The organism is Kribbella sp. NPDC054772, assembly GCF_053611945.1.
In genome coordinates, this window is the sequence record NZ_JBSHBJ010000048.1 from 1 (window position 1) to 17475 (window position 17475).

16 protein-coding genes and 1 pseudogene are annotated in these 17475 nt (G+C 68.4%); 14 read left to right on the forward strand and 3 right to left on the reverse strand.

The annotated features are described in order from the left end of the window. Positions 1–88 precede the first annotated feature (88 nt). From ACWGID_RS39055 to ACWGID_RS39075, 5 genes and pseudogenes are all read left to right on the forward strand, one after another. Positions 89–1576 (forward strand): cobyric acid synthase, encoded by a 1488-nt coding sequence (locus ACWGID_RS39055; RefSeq protein ID WP_452204427.1) that lies wholly within the window; start codon positions 89–91, stop codon positions 1574–1576. After that, the gene (locus tag ACWGID_RS39060; RefSeq protein ID WP_452204428.1) at positions 1573–2136 is read left to right on the forward strand and encodes a DinB family protein; all 564 of its coding nucleotides are present in this window, start codon (positions 1573–1575) and stop codon (positions 2134–2136) included. Before ACWGID_RS39055 ends, ACWGID_RS39060 begins: the two co-directional genes overlap by 4 nt. After that, positions 2129–3037: an RNA polymerase sigma factor SigJ gene (gene sigJ / locus ACWGID_RS39065; RefSeq protein ID WP_452204429.1), complete on the forward strand. Its 909-nt coding sequence runs from the start codon at positions 2129–2131 to the stop codon at positions 3035–3037. Before ACWGID_RS39060 ends, sigJ begins: the two co-directional genes overlap by 8 nt. Positions 3038–3076: 39 nt before the next feature. Next, on the forward strand, positions 3077–4198 hold the full coding sequence (locus ACWGID_RS39070; protein ID WP_452204430.1) for a CaiB/BaiF CoA transferase family protein: 1122 nt from the start codon (positions 3077–3079) through the stop codon (positions 4196–4198). A gap of 30 nt (positions 4199–4228) precedes the next feature. After that, positions 4229–5372: pseudogene (locus ACWGID_RS39075) on the forward strand (acyl-CoA dehydrogenase family protein). A gap of 236 nt (positions 5373–5608) precedes the next feature. On the opposite strand, the gene ACWGID_RS39080 reads toward ACWGID_RS39075, so the two are convergent. Further along, positions 5609–6295, reverse strand: coding sequence for a GAF and ANTAR domain-containing protein (locus ACWGID_RS39080; protein WP_452204431.1), 687 nt, complete (start codon positions 6293–6295; stop codon positions 5609–5611). Positions 6296–6324: 29 nt separating this feature from the next. Continuing rightward, the gene (locus ACWGID_RS39085; protein WP_452204432.1) at positions 6325–7290 is read right to left on the reverse strand and encodes a GAF and ANTAR domain-containing protein; all 966 of its coding nucleotides are present in this window, start codon (positions 7288–7290) and stop codon (positions 6325–6327) included. A 273-nt stretch (positions 7291–7563) separates the two neighbouring features. On the opposite strand from ACWGID_RS39085, the gene ACWGID_RS39090 reads away from it, so the two are divergent. From ACWGID_RS39090 to ACWGID_RS39105, 4 genes are all read left to right on the forward strand, one after another. Next, the gene (locus ACWGID_RS39090) at positions 7564–8160 is read left to right on the forward strand and encodes a sulfite oxidase-like oxidoreductase (RefSeq protein ID WP_452204433.1); all 597 of its coding nucleotides are present in this window, start codon (positions 7564–7566) and stop codon (positions 8158–8160) included. Then, positions 8130–8888, forward strand: coding sequence for a ferredoxin reductase (locus ACWGID_RS39095; RefSeq protein WP_452204434.1), 759 nt, complete (start codon positions 8130–8132; stop codon positions 8886–8888). The genes ACWGID_RS39090 and ACWGID_RS39095 overlap by 31 nt, the downstream gene beginning before the upstream one ends. Then, the gene (locus ACWGID_RS39100) at positions 8885–9169 is read left to right on the forward strand and encodes a DUF6510 family protein (RefSeq protein WP_452204435.1); all 285 of its coding nucleotides are present in this window, start codon (positions 8885–8887) and stop codon (positions 9167–9169) included. Before ACWGID_RS39095 ends, ACWGID_RS39100 begins: the two co-directional genes overlap by 4 nt. Positions 9170–9264: 95 nt before the next feature. After that, a complete protein-coding gene (locus ACWGID_RS39105) occupies positions 9265–9492 on the forward strand; it encodes a hypothetical protein (RefSeq protein WP_452204436.1) in 228 nt (75 codons plus the stop codon). 38 nt (positions 9493–9530) lie between these two features. On the opposite strand, the gene ACWGID_RS39110 is transcribed toward ACWGID_RS39105, so the two are convergent. Then, the gene (locus ACWGID_RS39110) at positions 9531–10262 is read right to left on the reverse strand and encodes a MerR family transcriptional regulator (protein WP_452204437.1); all 732 of its coding nucleotides are present in this window, start codon (positions 10260–10262) and stop codon (positions 9531–9533) included. 61 nt (positions 10263–10323) lie between these two features. Between ACWGID_RS39110 and ACWGID_RS39115 the strand changes: the two genes are divergently transcribed. The 5 genes from ACWGID_RS39115 (at position 10324) to ACWGID_RS39135 (ending at position 17067) form a co-directional block, all read left to right on the forward strand. After that, positions 10324–11544 (forward strand): acetyl-CoA C-acetyltransferase, encoded by a 1221-nt coding sequence (locus ACWGID_RS39115; RefSeq protein WP_452204438.1) that lies wholly within the window; start codon positions 10324–10326, stop codon positions 11542–11544. A gap of 5 nt (positions 11545–11549) precedes the next feature. Next, positions 11550–13685, forward strand: coding sequence for a 3-hydroxyacyl-CoA dehydrogenase NAD-binding domain-containing protein (locus tag ACWGID_RS39120; RefSeq protein ID WP_452204478.1), 2136 nt, complete (start codon positions 11550–11552; stop codon positions 13683–13685). 249 nt (positions 13686–13934) lie between these two features. After that, positions 13935–15218 (forward strand): ABC transporter substrate-binding protein, encoded by a 1284-nt coding sequence (locus tag ACWGID_RS39125; RefSeq protein ID WP_452204439.1) that lies wholly within the window; start codon positions 13935–13937, stop codon positions 15216–15218. Further along, on the forward strand, positions 15215–16183 hold the full coding sequence (locus ACWGID_RS39130; protein WP_452204440.1) for a carbohydrate ABC transporter permease: 969 nt from the start codon (positions 15215–15217) through the stop codon (positions 16181–16183). The genes ACWGID_RS39125 and ACWGID_RS39130 overlap by 4 nt, the downstream gene beginning before the upstream one ends. Then, entirely contained in the window at positions 16183–17067 is an 885-nt protein-coding gene (locus ACWGID_RS39135; protein WP_452204441.1) for a carbohydrate ABC transporter permease, read from the forward strand. Before ACWGID_RS39130 ends, ACWGID_RS39135 begins: the two co-directional genes overlap by 1 nt. The last annotated feature ends 408 nt before the right edge of the window (positions 17068–17475 follow it).

Consider the following 17475-nt stretch of genomic DNA (forward strand, 5'->3'; position numbering starts at 1 on the left):
TCTGAGGACCCTGCGCCTACTACGCGGCACTCGACGGGCACCTGCTCGCTACGGCGCAGGGTCCTCAGACCCCCTCTAAGATGTCCGAGTGGGTTCGCTGCTGATCGCCGGTACGACGTCCGACGCCGGGAAGACGACCGTCGTCACGGGGCTGTGCCGGTGGCTGGCGCGCCAGGGTGTGCGAGTGGCGCCGTACAAGGCGCAGAACATGTCGAACAACTCGATGGTCTGCGCGGACGGCACCGAGATCGGCCGCGCGCAGTGGATCCAGGCCGTTGCCGCGGGCGCCGAACCCGAGGCCGCGATGAACCCGGTGCTGCTCAAACCGGGCAGCGACCGCCGCAGTCACGTGGTGCTGATGGGCCGGCCGTGGGGCGAGCTGTCCGCGCGCGGGTTCCTGACCGAGCGTGCCGAGCTCGCCGCGGCGGCGTTCGCGGCGTACGACGATCTCGCGTCCCGGTACGACGTGGTGATCAGCGAGGGCGCGGGCAGTCCGACCGAGATCAACCTGCGGCAGTCCGACTACGTGAACATGGGCCTCGCGCAGCACACCAAGGCGCCGGTGGTCGTGGTCGGGGACATCGACCGCGGGGGAGTGTTCGCGTCGATGTTCGGCACCGTCGCGTTGCTCGACGCGGCCGACCAGGCGCTGATCAGCGGGTTCCTGGTGAACAAGTTCCGCGGTGACGCGTCGCTGCTGCAGCCGGGGATCGACATGCTCACGTCCGTCACCGGCCGGCCGACGTACGGCGTTCTGCCCTGGCTGCCCGATCTCTGGCTGGACTCCGAGGACGCGCTCGACATCCCGGTACGGCGTACCTCGCCGGGCGACCTGTTGACGATCGCGGTGGTGCGGTTCCCGCGGATCAGCAACTTCACCGACCTCGACGCGCTGGCGGTCGAGCCGACGAACAGCGTGTTCTTCACGACCAGCCCGGGCGAGGTCCGCGACGCCGACCTGGTGGTCCTGCCCGGCTCGCGCGCGACCAGCTCGGACCTGGACTGGCTACGCTCGCTCGGCCTCGCCGACGCGGTCGCGGCCCGGGTCGCCGCGGGCCGGCCGGTCCTCGGGATCTGCGGCGGCTACCAGATGCTCGGCACCACAATCTCCGACCCCCACGGCGTCGAAAGCAGCGTCGAACGCGGGGGCGGAGATGGCGTCGAAGGCGGTGGCGAGCGGCGCGGTCTCGGGTTGTTGCCAGTCGCAACGACCTTCGCGCGGGAGAAGACGCTGGCCCGTCCGGCGCCGACGGCGTACGAGATCCACCACGGCGTCGTCGACGTGATCGGGAACGCGGACGAGTTCCCCGGCGGCTGTCGGGTCGCCAACGCCTGGGGCACCATCTGGCACGGCCTCCTGGACGACGACACCGCCCGCCACGCCTTCCTCACCGAGGTAGCCACCCAGACCGGCAAACCGGCCCCCGACGGATCAATCTCCTTCGCCGCCCTCCGCGAGTCCCGCCTGGACCGCCTCGCCGACCTGATCGAAGAACACGCCGACACCAAGGCCCTCCTCCAACTCATCGAATCCGGCGCCCCACCCACCTCCTTCATCCCCCCGGGAGCCCCGTGAAAACGGTCCTGCATGAGTACCTCGAGTCGACCCGGGCGTTGATGCTCGCGAAGCTCGGCGGGCTGAGTGAGTACGACCGCCGGCGCCCGCTGGTCGCCTCCGGGACGAACCTGCTCGGCTTGGTGAAGCACCTGACCGGCATCGAGTACGTGTACCTCGGCACCAGCGTCGGCCGCCCGCCGGCCGAAGTGCTGCCCTGGGAAGCGGACGGTTCGGTATGGCAGGGCGCTGACCTGTGGGCGAAGCCGGAGGAGTCGACGGAGTACATCACCCGGCTGTATCGCGAGGCGTGCGCGCACAGCGATCTCTCGATCGCCGAGCTCGACCTCGAGCATCCGGCCGAGGTGCCGCACTGGCCCGAGGAGAAGCGCCGTACGACGTTCGGCGCGTTGCTGGTCCGGGTGGTCGACGAGACCGCACATCACGCCGGTCACGCGGACATCCTGCGGGAGCTGATCGACGGACAGGGCGGCAAGGACGCCGATCTGCTCGACGAGTCGGGCTGGTCGGAGTACTACGGAACGGTCCAGCGAGCTGCGGAGACGTTTCTGCGTGGATGAGTTCGAGCGGGTACGGGGGCGGTTGTTCGGGATTGCTTACCGGATGACTGGTACGGCGACTGATGCCGAGGAGATTTTGCAGGACGCCTGGTTGCGGTGGCAGGACGCTGATCGGGACGCGGTGCGGGATCCGGATGCGTATCTGGCGAGGGTTGTCACGAACCTCTCGATCAAGGTGTTGACGTCGGCGCGGGCGCGGCGGGAGACGTACGTCGGGGAGTGGTTGCCTGAGCCGGTGCTGACCGGGCGGGCCGAGTTCGACGCGCTCGGTCCGTTGGAGATCGTGGCGGAGCGGGAGTCGGTGTCGTTCGCGTTGCTGCTCCTGCTCGAACGGTTGACCCCGGCCGAGCGGGCGGCGTACGTGCTGCACGAGGCCTTCGCCTACGGGTACCGCGAGGTCGCCGCGCTGATCGGGACGTCGGAGGCGAACGCGCGGCAGCTGGCGTCGCGGGCGGGGAAGAAGCTTGCGGGAGAGCCGCGCCAGGAGCAGCCTGTCGATCGGGCGGGTTGGCGCAAACTTGTCGAGCGGTTCCTCGCGGCCGCGCGGTTGGGTGAGGTCGAGGAGCTCGAGAAGCTGCTGGCCGCGGACGTGATGACCCGCGCCGACAGCGGCGGGAAGGTGTCCGCGGCGCGCAACCTGGTGGTCGGCCGCAACCGGGTCGCGCGGTACGTGACCGGGGCGCTGCAACGGTTCGGCGCCGGCATCGAGGCGTACCTCGCGGAGGCGAACGGCGAACCGGCACTGGTTGCCGTCGGCCCCGACGGCGTGGTCGCGATCTGCTTCATCGGAACCGGCCCGGAGGGCGTGACCGACCTGCAGTTCGTGATGAACCCGGACAAGCTGGCGTTCGCCGCCACCCAGTTGTCACGGCTCCCGGGACCAACCGACTCCGAAACCTGACTTGACGACTGTGACAGTGGCACTGTCACAATAGCCGTCATGGGTCCACTCGCGGGCATCAAGGTGGTCGAGCTGGCCGGGATCGGGCCGGCGCCGTTCGGGTGCATGCTGCTCGCCGAGCTCGGCGCCGACGTGCTTCGCATCGATCGCCCCGGCGGCGGCATCTCGCTCGGCCCGCCCGAGCTCGACCTGGTGAACCGCGGCCGCCGCAGCACCGCCCTGGACCTCAAGCAGCCCGCTGCCGTCGATGTCGTACGCCGGCTTGTCGCGCAGGCCGACGTACTGGTCGAGGGGTTCCGGCCGGGGGTAGCGGAGCGGCTCGGGCTGGGGCCGGAGGACTGTCACGCGGTCAACCCGCGACTGGTCTACGGCCGGATGACCGGCTGGGGCCAGGACGGCCCGCTCGCGCACACCGCCGGACACGACATCGACTACCTCGCCCTGTCCGGCGCGCTGCATCTCATCGGCCGCTCCGGTGGCCCGCCGCAGGTGCCGGCGAACCTGCTCGGTGACTTCGCGGGTGGGTCGCTCTACCTTGTGATCGGCGTACTCGCGGCCCTGCACGAGGCACAGCGCAACGGGCGGGGGCAGGTGGTGGACGCGGCGATCGTGGACGGTTCGGCGCACCTGACGACGATGCTGCTCGGAGCGCTCGCGGCCGGATCCTGGCGGCAGGAGCGCGGGACGAACCTTCTCGACACGGGAGCGCCCTTCTACGACGTGTACGAAACGGCCGATCGCCAGTACGTCGCGGTCGGGGCGCTCGAGCCGCAGTTCTACGCCGAGCTGATCGACAAGCTCGGTCTCAACGCACCGGACCGCAACGACCCGGCGCAGTGGCCGGAGCTGCGGAAGGTCCTGACCGAGACGTTCCGGCAACGCACCCAAGCCGAGTGGACCGAGCTCTTCGACGGGTCCGACGCCTGCGTCACGCCGGTCCTCCCGCTCGCCGCCGACCACCCGCACCTCACGGCCCGCGGCACCTTCGTGGAGCACCACGGTGTCCGGCAGGCAGCTCCGGCGCCGCGCTTCGACCGTACGCCGACCAGCCTGGACCGGCCGCCCGCGCGACCGGGGGAGCACACCCGCGAGGCCCTGACCGACTGGGGCATCACCGACATCGACGACCTGCTGGAGTCCGGCGCCGCCGTGCAGCTCTGAGACCAGTCCTTAATCGAGAGAAGGCCGCCTGTGGAACGTCAGCTGTTCGAGCCCGATCACGACTCCTTCCGGGAGACCGCGCGCGCCTTCTGCGAGAAGGAGATCGTCCCGCACCACGACAGCTGGGAGGAGGCCGGCATCGTCCCCCGTGAGCTGTGGCGGGCCGCCGGCACCGCGGGCCTGCTCGGCTTCATGATGCCGGAGGAGTACGGCGGCGGTGGGGCGCGCGACTTCCGGTTCAACACCGTGCTGATCGAGGAGCTCACCAGGGTCCGCGCCAGCGGGGGTCGGGTTCACCATCCACACCGACATCAACTCGGCGTACCTGCTGGACTATGCGACGGCGGAGCAGAAGCAGCGCTGGTTGCCGGCGTTCTGCTCGGGCGAGACGATCACCGCGATCGCGATGACCGAGCCCGGGGCCGGCAGCGACCTGCAGGGCATCCAGACCACGGCGCGGCGCGACGGCGACCACTACGTGCTGAACGGCCAGAAGACGTTCATCTCGAACGGGATCCTCGCCGACCTGGTGATCGTGGTGGTCAAGACCGACCCGGACGCGGGAGCGCAGGGGATCTCGCTGATCGTCGTCGAGCGCGGGATGCCCGGGTTCGAGCGCGGGCGGAACCTGGACAAGATCGGGCTGAAGGCACAGGACACCGCGGAGCTGTTCTTCGACGACGTCCGGGTTCCGGCGGCGAACCTGCTCGGCGAAGAAGGTCAGGGCTTCATCTATCTGATGGAGAAGCTGCCGCAGGAGCGGCTCACGATCGCGGTCGTCGCCGCGGCTGCGTGCGAGAACATGCTCGACGACACGTTGCGCTACGTGAAGGACCGGAAGGCGTTCGGCCGTCCGATCGGCTCGTTCCAGAACAGCCGGTTCGTGCTCGCCGAGATCGCCACCGAGACGCAGATCGCCCGGGTGTTCGTCGACCGCTGCATTCAGGAGCTGAACGCCGGCACCTTGACCGTGGCCGAGGCCGCGATGGCGAAGTGGTGGACGACCGAGCTGCAGAAGAAGGTCGTCGATCGTTGCCTTCAGCTGCACGGTGGCTACGGTTTCATGACGGAGTACCCGATCGCGAAGGCCTACCTGGACACCAGGATCCAGACCATCTACGGCGGCACCACGGAGATCATGAAAGAAATCATCGGCCGGACGATGGGCGTGTAGTCGCAGGGGGCCGACGCAGGGGAACCGTCGCTCGGTGCGCACACGCGCTACGCCGCGACGGGTCCTGCGCCTGACCACCAGCCAGGCGGTGCGAGCGTCCTGGGCTGGTATCACCGTGTGCCGTGCCCAACCCCTCCAAGCGGCGCGGCAACACCTGGCGCCGGGGTCTTGGGCATGCCCGAACAGGCTCGCTCAGCGTAGACCGCCGAGCGGCTGAGCGCCACAGGTCGGGCCGCTCAGTTCGGGACCAGCGTCAGACGGCCTTGGACGACATCGTCCGCGACCGCGGTCAGGTGGCGGTTGTTGGCCCGCGCGTACGACCGCAGAATGCCGAACGCCGCCTGAACATCGATGTCCAGGCTGTGGCTGAGGAACCCCTTCGCCTGCTCGATCAGGATCCGGCTGTTCAGAGCGTACTGGAGCTGCTCGGTGACGATCTCCTGGCGGGCCAGCGCACGCTGGTGCACGATGCCGATGGTGGCCGCGTCAGCCAGCGCCTGCCCCAGGGCCACGGTGTCGGCATCCAGCTGGCCGGCAGACGTGCTCAAGAGATTCACCGCACCGAGCACGGTGTCGCGCAGCCGCATCGGCAGTGCCTGCACCGAGAGGTAGCCGGCGCCGACAGCGGCGGCGGTGAAGCGCGGCCAGCGGTCGCGGGCGTCCCGCAGATCCGGATGCTGGACCTGGCGGCCGGTGCGGAACGCGTCCAGACACGGGCCCTCGAGGTTCTGCAGCTGGGTGAGCTCGACCAGCCGGGCCTCTTCGGTGGAGGCCGCGACCAGGTTCAGGGCACCGTGGTGATCCGCGAGCAGGATGCCGCACGCCGACACCCCCACGACCTCGCTGCAGTGTCCCGCGAGCCGGTCCAGGAACTCGATGACGTCGAAGTCGTCGACGAGGGTGTCCGACAGTTCGATGAACACTTCGCGCACTCTACGGTTAGATATACTCATCAGTCCTCCTCCTGCTCTTGCTCGGGGTCTATCGGACGCGGCCCGTTCGGCGGTGGGTCACCGTCGGGAGCGCGGTCGTGGTTCAGGTGCAGGCGGTCGGCCATCACGTCGACAGCGACCGTGTGCAATGACAGACCATTGCTGTAGGCGTGGGCGCGCAGCCTGGCCAGCGCGTCGGTGACACTGATGCGCTGCTGGGAGGCGAGCCGGCCGGCAGCTTGGTGGACCTCGGCCCGGCGAGCGCTGAAGGCAGCCTCGATCACCTCGTCCAGATCCGCGTTGATGCCCTGGTGGTGGTCGAGGGCGAGCACGAACACGGCGTCGGCGAACACCAACCCGTCGGCCAATTGCTCAGCCTGCAGCGGTCCCGGTTCCCGGCGGTACACGGTGAGGACGCCGACCTTGGCCGCTCCGGCGGCGACCGGGAACGCGAAGACGCCGCGGATGCCCCGATCCGCACCCGCCGCTGCGAACGCGGGCCATCGCCGACCGGCCTCGGCCCCGGACAGGTCCGGTTCGAGCACCGGTGCACCGGTCTCGACCGCCGTACTGCTCGGCCCGTCACCCAACTCGAACTGGAGCTCGTCCAATTCGCTGATCGCCGGATCGGTGGCGAACACCGGCTCCGGCAATCCGTATCCGCGCGTCATCGCGAGCCCGGCGCCTGCCGCGGAGAGCGCCTGGCCGCAGGCCAACACGGCGTGCGCCAAGGACGGGGCCAGACCATCGCCGTCGCCGACGGACCTGATCGCCCCCCATACTCGCGCGCTGCGTTCGTGATCCACCCAATCCGTCCAGACTCGAACCGCCGCCGGGCGGAAGGTCCACTCCAGCGGCCGGATCGTCGAAGCAATGCCCATCGCGTCGCGCGCCATCCAGTAGTCGCTGTGCCGCGGCTTCAGGCCAGGGCGCTTGATCCGCCGGTCTCGCCGCTGACGACCGGTACCCGACGCTGCGATCTTCACTCGTCGGCCACCGGATCCTTGAGCGGCGGCACCTCCCCTTCGGAGACAAGTGCACTCACGCCGTGGGATCGGGACGCTGCAGTCCGTTTGTCGGTGGCGGTGGACCGTACTGCGTACCACTGGCTCACCAGGGCTCCTCCCGGACACGTCGCGGTGCGCGAGCCGTGGTCCGGGGCAGCGCGTATCCATCACTGTAGTCCTGTTGGCGGCCCGCTGCTCTCCCGGCGCGCAGGGCGGCGTGATTGACTGCCTCCAGGAGCCGAGGAGGTCGTCATGGGGATCGTGTCGCCAGGTTTCAAGGGCCGGCGCGGGGGTGGTGCAAAGCTGCCACCCGGGCAGTACCTGACGCGGGAGTTCCCGGTGCTGTCGGCCGGGCCGACGCCGCACATCCTGACCGACCACTGGGAGTTCACGGTCACGACGGAGACCGGGGAGAAGTACAGCTGGGACTGGGCGGCGCTGATGGCGTTGCCCGCCGAGGAGATCACCAAGGACATCCACTGTGTGACGCGGTGGTCCAAGCTGGAGACGACGTGGAAGGGCGTCCCGCTCGACGCGCTGCTCGCGGACGTCGAAACCGGCGCGGACTTCGCGATGGCGCACAGCTACGGCGGCTACACCACGAACGTGCCGCTCGACGACCTGCTCGACGGGCAGTCCTGGATCGCCTACGAGTACGACGGCGAACCGCTCGATCCAGAGCACGGCGGACCCGCACGGCTGCTCGTTCCGCACCTCTACTTCTGGAAGAGCGCAAAATGGGTCCGCGGCCTCGTGCTGTCCGACACCGAGGACCTCGGCTTCTGGGAGACCGTCGGCTATCACGAGTACGGAGACCCATGGAAAGAACAGCGATACGCGGGCGACTGACGGCGCGGAGGTCATGGCAGGTCGCCACGGTCGCCGACGTACGCCGGGAGACCGCGACGGCCCGCACGATCGTGCTCGACGTCCCGGACTGGCCGGGGCATCTCGCCGGGCAGCACCTCGACGTGCGGCTGACCGCGGACGACGGATACCAGGCGTCGCGGTCGTACTCGATCGCGTCGGCGTGGAACGGGGCGACGATCGAGTTGACCGTCGAGCAGGTGCCGGACGGCGAGGTGTCGCAGTACCTCGTCGAGGTGCTGCGAGCCGGGGATCCGCTGGAGATCCGGGGACCGGTCGGCGGATGGTTCGTGTGGAAGCCCGAGCAGCAAGGCCCGGTGCAGCTGATCGGCGGTGGTTCGGGCATCGTGCCGTTGCGGGCGATGTTGCGGGCAGCGGACGGGTCCGGGACACGCATGCGTTTGCTGTACTCGGTGCGGCGGCCTGATTCCGTGATCTACGTCGGTGATCTGAAGGAGCTGGCCGCGTCGGACGACGTCGACGTACGGCTGGTGTACACCCGCGAGGCGCCGGCCGGGGAGCCTCGGGTCGGGCGGATCGACGCGGACCTGCTCGAGCGGTACGCGTTCAGGCCCGACGAGGGCGCGACGACGTACGTGTGCGGACCGACACCGTTCGTGGAGACGGTGGCGGACCTGCTGGTGGCGGCCGGTCACGACCCGGCGAGCGTGAGAACCGAGCGGTTCGGACCGACTGGAGGCCGGCCATGAGCGATCCGGAATACCTGGACGGCAATGCCGCCGCGGGGGCGTTGAGCGAGGTGTTCGCCGTCGATATCACCACGGCGGTCACGCGGTGCGCGGAGTGCGGTCGGACCGGGGTGTTCGCGGATGTACGCCTGTACGTCGACGCCCCTGGCATGGTGGCGCGATGCACCGGCTGCGACGGCGTCCTCCTGCGCGTGGTCAGCACCCCGGACGACACCTTCCTCGACCTCCGCGGCCTCACCTACCTGCGAATCCCGAGCAGCCCAGTGTCCTCAACACACTAGTGCCGGACAGCCCTCGGGCGTAGGGTCCGAGCTGTGGACGTGCCCCGGACCCAGGCGCTGAACGGGCTGTTCCGGCGAGGGGTTGGCGGGTCGCGATGACATCGGAGTATCTGGATCGCTTGGCGGACTCGGATCCGTTGGATCTGTGGGAGTCCGGAGAACTGGCGGAGGCCCTCGTCGAGATCGATGATCTCGTCGCCGCGCGCCGACAGCCGGTCGGCGAGGCGAGGGTCCTCAGCATCCGGCTCGCAATCTACCGGCGCCGGCTAAACAGCGAACTGAGCCGACGCGCCACCCTCGGTCCGGGTGCCGGTCCGATCTAGGGCGTGTCCCGCCCGGGCGAGGCAGTGCGGACCGGCAGTCAGTGCCGTTTGCTCCGGGTCCGGCGGACCGTGTCGCGCTGGGTCTCGCCGACGGCGCGCTCGTAGGCCAGGACGAGACCCTGGATCGTGACCGGCTTGAACCGCTCGATCAACCGCTGGGTGTGTTCCGGCGGGCCCCCGGAGTCGCGGTAGTGCGGCCAGACCTTGGTACGGAACACCTCGGTCAGTTCCTCGGCGATGGCGCGGCCGTGTTCGGTGAAGATGCGACCGGCGGCCAGCACCGCCTCGACGGGCAGATCGAGGTCGAGCAGTTCGACGCCGAGGCTGAGATGCGCGGTCGCCACCTGGAACACGTCTTCGTCCGGCGTCGGTTCGACGACGCCGAGCGCGACCAGCATCTCGATGTCGTCGTCCGTCAGCTCGCGGCCGGTACGCCGGACCAGCGCCGCCCGATCGAGGGTTTCGGGCAGGTCTCGCATCCACGGCGTGAGCAGCGTCCGGTGCAGGGCGATGTCCTGTGGTGTCGCGTCGGACGGGATGCGCTCCAGATAGCCCTCGATGGCTTGCAGCGTGAACCCGTGGGCCTGCAGTTCACGGACCAGATCGAGTCGAGCGATGTGCTCCGGACCGTAGTACCCGATCCGGCCGCGCCGGATCGGCGGCGGGATCAGCCCGCGGCCCGCGTAGAACCGCAACGTGCGCACCGTCATGCCGACCCGCGCTGACAGCTCGTCCACCGTCAACGTCGCGTCCCCCGCCACCTCGGACATGGCGGAGATCATAACGAGTCCCCTTGACCATTGTGACAGCAGTACTGTCACAATCGAGCGCATGACCAGCGAAGCCTTCCTGTACGACGCGATTCGCACACCGCGGGGCAAGGGCAAGCCGACCGGCGCGCTGCACGAGGTCAAGCCGATCCAGCTGATCACCGGCCTGCTGCGGGAGCTGCGCACCCGCCATCCCGGCCTGGATCCGGCGACCATCGACGACGTCGTTCTCGGCGTGGTGACCCCGATCGGCGACCAGGGCATGGACATCGCGCGGACCGCCGTCCTGATGGCCGGCTACCCCGAAACGACCGGAGGGGTGCAGCTCAACCGCTTCTGCGCGTCGGGCCTGGAGGCGGTCAACCAGGCGGCGCAGCGGGTCCGGTCCGGGTGGGAGGACTTCATCCTGGCCGGCGGCGTCGAGTCGATGTCCCGGGTGAAGATGGGGTCCGACGGCGGCGCCTGGGCGATGGATACGGAGACCGCGCTGCAGACCGGCTTCATCCCGCAGGGCATCAGTGCCGACCTGATCGCCACGATCGACGGCTTCTCCCGGACCGACGTCGACGCGTACGCCGCCGAGTCCCACGCCCGGGCGGCGAAGGCCTGGGCGAACGGGTACTTCGCGCGTTCCGTCGTACCGGTGGTCGATCGCAACGGATTGCGGATCCTGGACCACGACCAGTTGGTGCGCCCCGGGACGTCGGTGGAGACGCTGTCCGGGCTGCCGCTGTCGTTCGCCGCGATCGGGGAGCACGGCGGGTTCGACTCGGTCGCCCTGGAGAAGTACCTGACGATCGAGCGGATCGAGCACGTGCACCACGCGGGCAACTCGTCGGGCATCGTCGACGGCGCCGCACTGGTTGCTATCGGCAACCAGAAGGCCGGCGAGGCGCTCGGTCAGGCGCCGCGCGGCCGGGTGGTCTCCGTCGGTGTCAGCGGCGCCGACCCGACGATCATGCTGACCGGCCCGGCGCCGGCCGCCCGGAAGGCGCTGGCCAAGGCTGGGCTCGAGGCCGACGACATCGACCTGTTCGAGATGAACGAGGCGTTCGCGGCCGCGGTCATGCACTTCATGAAGGATCTCGGCGTACCGCACGAGAAGGTGAACGTGAACGGCGGCGCGATCGCGCTCGGCCACCCGCTCGGGGCGACCGGCGCGATGCTGATCGGAACCCTGCTGGACGAGCTGGAGCGACGCGAGCTCCGCTACGGACTGGCCACCCTGTGCGTCGGCGGCGGGATGGGCGTCGCGACGATCATCGAGAGGCTTTCGGCATGACGAGCATGATCGAGTGGAAGAACGACGCCGGAGTCGTCACCCTGACGCTGAACGACCCGTCCGCGTCCGCGAACACCATGAACGACGCGTACGTCGAGGCGATGGGCCGGACCGTCGAGCGCCTGGTCGCCGAGAAGGCCTTGATCAAGGGCGTGATCGTGACGTCCGCGAAGTCGACGTTCTTCGCCGGCGGGAACCTGCAGCAGCTGTCGCAGATCCAGCCCTCGGACGCGGCGCAGGTGTTCGAGACCATCGAGGAGGTTAAGCGTCAGCTGCGCGCTCTGGAGACCCTGGGCGTGCCGGTCGTGGCCGCGATCAACGGGTCTGCGCTCGGCGGTGGACTGGAGATCGCGCTCGCCTGTCACCACCGGATCGTTGCCGACGACAACCGGATCGAGCTCGGCGTCCCGGAGGTGACGCTCGGCCTGCTGCCCGGCGGTGGGGGAGTGACCCGCACGGTGCGCATGCTCGGCCTGCAGGACGCGCTGATGAAGGTGCTGCTCCAGGGCCGGCGGATGAAGCCTGCGCACGCGGTGTCGGTCGGAATCGTCGACGAGGTCGTCGCTGCCGACCAACTCCTCGATGCGGCCCGGCGCTGGATCACGACGTACGACGGCGACGCCAAGCAGCCGTGGGACCGGGACGGGTACAAGATCCCCGGCGGTACGCCGTCCTCGCCGAAGCTGGCCGCGTTCCTGCCGGCCTTCCCGGCGAACCTGCGCAAGCAGCTGAAGGGCGCGCCGTACCCGGCGCCGCGGGCGATCATGAGCGCCGCGGTCGAGGGCAGTCAGGTCGACTTCGAGACGGCGTCCCGGATCGAGTCGCGGTACTTCGTCTCGCTCGCCACCGGCCAGATCGCGAAGAACATGATCCAGGCGTTCTTCTTCGACCTGCAGGCGATCAACGCGGGCGGTTCGCGGCCGGCCGACGTACCGTCCTGGCGCGCTCGCAAGGTGGGCGTGCTCGGGGCCGGGATGATGGGCGCGGGCATCGCGTATGTGTGTGCGAAGGCCGGTCTCGAGGTTGTGCTCAAAGATGTTTCCTTAGAGGCAGCTGCGCGCGGAAAGGAATACTCCGAGAAGCTGCTGGCGAAGCAGGTCGCGAAAGGCCGGAGTACGCCTGCCGACGTCGAGACGTTCCTCAGCAGGATTACGCCGACCAGCGACCCGAACGACCTCGCCGGCTGTGATCTGGTGATCGAGGCCGTCTTCGAGGACGTCGGGCTGAAGCAGAAGGTCTTCGCCGAGATCGCCGCCGTGGTCGAACCGGACGCGCTGCTCTGCTCGAACACCTCCACGTTGCCGATCAGCACCCTCGCCGAGGGCATCGACCGGCCGGACGACTTCATCGGCATGCACTTCTTCTCGCCGGTGGACCGGATGCCGCTGGTCGAGCTGATCGTCGGCGAGCAGACCGGCGACCGGGCGATCGCCCGCGCGTACGACGTCGTACGGCAGATCAAGAAGACGCCGATCGTGGTCGGCGACAGCCGGGGGTTCTTCACGTCGCGGGTGTTCGGCACGCTCGTGATGGAGGGCGCGGCGATGGTCGCCGAGGGGGTCGACCCGGTGCTGATCGAACGGGCCGCGACCCAGGCCGGGTTCCCGGCGCCGCCGCTGGCGATGCTGGACGAGATCACGCTGACGCTGCCGCAGAAGATCCGGGACGCGGCCCGCGCGGCCGGCGAGAGCGCCGGCGCGTTCGACGAGCACCCCGGGATGGCGGTCGCGGACCGTCTCGTGAACGAGTTCGACCGTCGCGGGAAGGCGGCCGGCGCGGGGTTCTACGACTACCCGGCGGACGGGCCGAAGCGGCTGTGGCCCGGTCTTTGGGAGCACTTCGCGCAGCAGGGCGACGTACCGCTGATCGACGTGCAGGAGCGGTTGCTGTTCGCGATGGCGCTGGAGACGGTGAAGTGCCTGGACGAGGGCGTGCTGCGCTCGGTGGCGGACGCGAACATCGGCTCGATCTTCGGCATCGGCTTCCCACCGCTGCACGGTGGTGCGTTGCAGTACGTCAACGCCTACGGGCTGAGCGCGTTCATCGACCGCGCGCGGGTGCTTGCCTCGACGTACGGCGACCGCTTCGAGCCGCCGGCACTGCTGGTCACGAAGGCGGCGGCAGGCGAGCTCTTCGGCTGATCACGAGGCGATATCAACTCCAGCAAACTCCACACATTCGAACAAAGAACAGCGCGTCCGGTCTTGCGCCGGGCGCGCTTTTGAGACATTGTTCTGGCACTTCTACAACGATTGACCTTGCGTCGAACGCTGTCGTTGTGTTGGACCCTGTTGTACCGTGTGCGAAATCGGAGATGCTTAACGTAGTTAAGTAACTCGGAACTCCTGGCGTCGTACCCCTGCGACGTCGCTCTCGGGAAGGTGGAATTCATGCCTGCTCATGTTCCGAACGCCGGATTGTCCCGGCGGGATCTGCTCAAGCGGACCGGTGGTCTGGCCGCGCTCGCCGCGCTGACCGCGGCCTGCGGCGGCAATACCGGCAGACCGTCGTCCAGCGGCGGCGGCGGAGGTTCGAAGGTCAACCTGTCGCAGTGGTACCACCAGTACGGCGAGACCGGGACCCAGCAGGCCGCGCAGAAGTACGCGAAGGCCTACACCGACGCGAACGTCTCGGTGCAGTGGACGCCGGGTGACTACGCCAGCAAGCTGTCGTCGGGTCTGCTGTCCAACAAGGGCCCGGACGTCTTCGAGAGCCAGCTGAACATCGGCATGGTGAAGAGCAACCAGGTGGTCGCGCTCGACGACATCATCGCCGACGTCAAGGACGACTTCCTGCCGGGCGACCTGGCCACGAACACCGTGGACGGCAAGATCTACGGCATCCGGATGATCATCGACCCGCAGGTCATCTACTACCGCAAGTCGCTGCTGGACAAGGCAGGCATCAAGCCGCCGGAGACCATCGACGACCTGATCGCCGCGTCCAAGGAGCTCACCACCAACAAGGTGAAGGGCATGTTCGTCGGCAACGACGGCGGCCTCGCGCTCGGCAGCCCGGCGCTCTGGGCGGCCGGCGGCGACCGGCTCACCGAGGACCACAAGCCCGGCTTCTCCGGTGAAGGCCCGGCCAAGATGTTCGGCAAGCTGCACGAGCTCTACGCCAGCAAGAGCATTCTGCTCGGCTCGCCGACCGACTGGACCGACCCGAGTGCGATCAACCAGGGCCTGTGCGCGATGCAGTGGATCGGCATGTGGGCGGTGCCGGGTATGCAGAAGGCGCTCGGCGACGACCTCGGCGTGATCCCGTTCCCGGCCCTCGACGCGTCGAACAAGCCGGCCGTGTACTCCGGCGGCTGGACGCAGTTCGTCTCTGCGAAGAGCCCGAATGTCGACGCGGCGAAGAAGTTCGTCAAGTGGCTGTGGATCGACCAGGCGGCCGACCAGGAGGACTGGTCGCTGAGCTACGGCTTCCACATCCCGCCGCGGAAGAGCGTCGCGTCGAAGGCGGAGAAGCTGCAGAAGGGTGTTGCGGCCGACACCGTGAAGCTGACCCAGGACTACGGCCACACCGACGACCCGGCCTGGACCCCGAAGATGGGTACGGCGTTCGGCGACATGCTGACGAACATCATCAAGAAGGGAGCCGACCCCGCCGCAGAAATCGCCAAGGCCGAGAAAACCGTCAACGACGAACTGTCGCGGTTGTTCGGATGAGTGCTCCGACGAAGACGTCCGACGGCCCCGCCACCGCTGGTGAGCGGCGGGGCCGATCGGCGAAAACCTCGCGGCAGAAGGGGATCGCCGGCACCACGTTGTGGTTCTGGGTGTTCGTCGGGCCGTTCGTGGTCGGTCTGCTGCTGTTCTCCTACCTGCCGATCATCTGGAGCCTGGTCCTCAGTTTCTTCGAGGCCTACAACACGGCGACGCCGTCGAAGTTCGTCGGGCTGCAGAACTACATCGACATGCTCACCGACCACAACTTCCTGTCCAGCCTGGGCACGTTCACGATCTTCGCGGTGTTCATCGTCCCGCTGACGTTCGTGCTCTCGCTGGTACTGGCGTTGCTGGTCAACCAGGTGAAGATCGCGCGGGCGTTCTTCCGGTCGGTGTTCTTCCTGCCGACCGCGTGCTCGTACGTCGTCGCGTCGCTGATCTGGAAGCTGTCGATCTTCAACGGTGTCCGGTTCGGTCTCGCGAACACGGTGCTCGGCTGGTTCGGTATCGACAACATCGCGTGGCTCTCGACGGTCTCGCCGCCGTGGTACTGGCTGCCACTCGTCACGGTCCGGTTGTGGCTGCAGCTCGGGTTCTACATGATCCTGTTCATCGCGGGTCTGCAGCGGATCTCGCCGACCCTGTACGAGGCGGCGTACGTCGACGGGGCGAAGCCCGGGTGGCAGGTCTTCCGCTACATCACGCTCCCGCAGCTGCGGGCGACGTCGGTCGCGGTACTGATCCTGAACCTGATCGCGGCGTACCAGGCGTTCGACGAGTTCTACAACCTGGTCGGCAACGTGAACTACGCGCGGCCCCCGCTGGTCTACCTCTACGGCATCTCGCTCGGGTCCATCCAGGACCTCGGTCACGGATCGGCCGGTGCGCTGATCCTGGCAGTGATCATCATGCTCGTGACGCTGCTGCAGAGCCGGCTCTTCGGCTTCGGAAAGGCGGGCGACTGATGGCGGTCTCCGAACGTACGTCGGGCACTCCGCAGCCGATCGGTTTCCAGCAGACCTCGCTCGGCCGGGTCGGGACGGTACTGCGCTGGATCGCGCTGACCATCGCGGTCGTGCTGTTCCTGCTGCCGTTCTACCTGATCGTGCGGAACGCGCTGTCCACCGAGGCCGACATCACCGCGCCGACGTGGACGTTGTTCCCGTCGCATCTGCAATGGGGCAACATCAGCGAGCTGTTCAACGACACGACGGTGCCGATGGCGAGGGCGTTGTACAACTCCGCGGTGGTCGGGATCCTCGGCACCGCGGGACAGTTGCTGCTGGCATCGATGGCGGGGTACGGGCTGGCCCGGATCCCGTACAAGCACGCCGACAAGATCTTCTACGCGATCGTCGCGACCCTGATGATCCCGGGCGCGGTGACGTTCATCCCGTCCTTCATCGTCGTGTCGTCACTCGGGTGGGTCTCGTCGCTGCGCGGCCTGATCATCCCGACGCTGTTCAGCGGGTTCGCGGCGTTCCTGTTCCGGCAGTACTTCCTCGGGTTCCCTCGGGAGCTCGAGGAAGCAGCCCGGGTGGATGGCGCCGGGTATTTCGGGGTGTTCTGGCGGATCGTCGTACCGAACTCCCTGCCGTTCTTCGCGGCGCTGGCGGCGATCACGTTCATCGGCAACTGGAACTCGTTCCTGTGGCCGCTGGTGATCGGCCAGGACTCGTCGTCGTGGACGATCCAGGTGGCGATGTCGACGTTCATCACCGCACAAACCATCAACATCCACGAACTGTTCATGGCCGTCGCGGTGTCGATCCTGCCGCTGGTGCTCATCTTCGCCTTCCTCCAGCGCTACCTCATCCAGGGCGTCACCCAGTCCGGCATCAAGGACTGACCCCAGCCGGCGGGGAGTCCACCAGGCTCCCCGCCCACCACCACCCCACCCCGCCAGCCGGGGTGGGCGTTGGTGTCGAGCGGAGGGTCACATAACTGCGGCGGTGCCTCAGGGCGCTGCTTGTTGCCGTGGGGTGCGTGGAGCGGTCGCGTGTGGGCGAGGTGGGGTTTGGGGAACTTTTGTGCCGCCTGGTGGCAATTAGTTTCCCTAGACCCGGGCAGGTGGCCGACACCGGCGGTGCGTGAGGTACGTCGGGCGTCGGTTGGCGTGGGCTGTGCACTCGACTTGTCGCGCCTTCGGCGGCGCGGACCGGTGCGTGGTGCAGGCGTGCATGGCGGAGTACCCGTCCGTGGGGTTCACGCGCGGACCGTGACCGCGGCAATGCCTTGGGGCGTTGCTTGTCGTTGT